2 protein-coding genes are annotated in these 1,955 nt (G+C 61.3%); both read left to right on the top strand.

Going from position 1 to position 1,955, the window contains the following annotated elements:
- A partial coding sequence (gene tnpB / locus AC066Y_RS43135) for an IS66 family insertion sequence element accessory protein TnpB (RefSeq protein ID WP_478279123.1) occupies window positions 1-267 on the top strand: 267 nt, incomplete at its 5' end.
- Window positions 268-341: 74 nt separating this feature from the next.
- Window positions 342-1,934 (top strand): IS66 family transposase, encoded by a 1,593-nt coding sequence (tnpC, locus tag AC066Y_RS43130; RefSeq protein ID WP_478279122.1) that lies wholly within the window; start codon window positions 342-344, stop codon window positions 1,932-1,934.
- Window positions 1,935-1,955: the final 21 nt, after the last annotated feature.

Raw genomic sequence — 1,955 nt, 5'->3', positions numbered from 1 at the left:
CTAGTGCGCGATGCGGGCTCAGATCCGTTCGACGGTGCGCTTTATGTCTTCCGGGCCAAAAGAGCCGATAGAATAAAGATCGTATGGTGGGATGGGTCCGGCGTGTGCCTCTATTTAAAGCGTCTTGAAAAGGCGAAGTTCTGCTGGCCGCGGATCGGGCATCATCGGGTGCAGCTTAACCCCGCGCAGTTGATGGCACTGGTGGATGGGATGGACTGGAAGCGGGTCCGGACCGTGGCGGTCAAGCCGCCGGAGATTGTTGGGTAAAAGAGCTGCGGCGAAGTGAATCAGTGAGCTGAAAAGGCAAGAGAAACGGAGCAAAATGTGCTCTGGTCGGGCCAATGACGCCGCCCGATCTCAACCTCCCGAATGACGTAGAGATGTTGAAAGCCATGGTGCTTGCCATGGCTGAGAAGGCGGCCCGCGCCGATGCTCTGGAGAGCGAAGTCACCGATCTCAGGGCGCGCAACGCCGACGCCGATGCGCGCATCGAGCGGCTGACGCAGATACTGAAGGCCTTCGACCGCGCCCGGTTCGGCCGACGATCGGAAAAGCTCGGCTCTGCGAACGGTGACGATGAACAGCAGGCCTTTGTCTTCGAGGAGATCGAGACCGGCATCGCTGCAATCAAGGCCCAGGTCAGCAAGGGCCGTGAGCAAGCGGATGGCAAGCGTGCACCGCGTCGGCGCAAGGGCTTTGCGCCCCATCTGGAACGGATCGAAACCGTCATTGAGCCGGAAGACCTTGCTGAGCATGCCGGCAAGCAGAAGGTGCTGATCGGCGAGGACGTGTCTGAGCGCCTGGATGTGGTGCCAGCGAAGTTCCGTGTGATCGTCACGCGCCGTCCCAAGTATGCCTTCAAGAACGCGGACGGCGTAATCCAGGCGCCGGCTCCGGCCCATATCGTTGAAGGAGGCATTCCGACGGAAGCGCTTCTGGCCCAGATCGCCGTCTCCAAATATGCCGATGGCCAGCCGCTCTATCGGCAGGAGGCCATCTACGCCCGCGACAAGGTCGAGCTCGACCGCCAGTTGATGGCGCAATGGATGGGCAAGCTCGGCTTCGAGCTGGAGATCGTGGCCGACTACATCTTCAGCGAGGTCAAGAAGGCCGAACGGGTCTTTGCCGACGAAACCACCTTGCCGACGCTCGCTCCCGGCTCCGGATCGGCGAAGACGGCCTACTTATGGGCCTATGCCAGAAATGACCGAACTTTTGGCCGCAGCGGTCCCGCGATGGTGGCTTATCGCTTCGAAGACAGCCGCTCCGGCGAATGCGCGGTCCGCCACCTCAATGGTTATCGCGGCATACTGCAAGTGGATGGCTATGCCGCCTATAACAAGTTGGCGCGACCCGATCGCGGCAATGATGGCATCACATTGGCTGGCTGCTGGTCCCACAGCCGGCGCAAGTTCTACGAGCTGCATGTTGCAGGGAGCTCGAGAGTGGCAACGACGACGGTCGAGCGGATGGCAAAGCTCTGGCAGGTCGAGAAGGGCGTGCGCGGTCAAAGCCCCAACGCACGCGTTGCCGCGCGCCAGCAAGCCTCCGCAGCGGTCGTCGCAGATCTCTTCGATCTCTGGCAGCAGACCTTGCGGCGGATCTCCGGCAAATCAAAACTGGCCGAGGCGATCCGCTATGCCGTCTCGCGCCGTACCATCTTCGAACGCTTCCTGACCGATGGTCGCATCGAGCTCGACTCCAACATCGTCGAACGCGCCATCAGGCCACAAACAATTACGAGAAAGAATAGCCTCTTCGCGGGCAGCGACGGCGGCGGACGAACCTGGGCGACCATCGCAACGCTGCTGCAGACGGCGAGGATGAACAACGTCGATCCGTTCGCCTGGCTCACCCTCACGCTTCAGCGTATCGCCAATGGCTGGCCGAGCAGCCAAATCGACGTACTTATGCCATGGAACCACGCCGCCTGACGGCCTCAGCTTGCCGCTTAC

It is taken from the genome of Bradyrhizobium sp. USDA3010, from assembly GCF_056429065.1.
The sequence above is the reverse complement of the archived record's forward strand: the minus strand, read 5'-3'. Positions and strand labels throughout refer to the sequence as shown.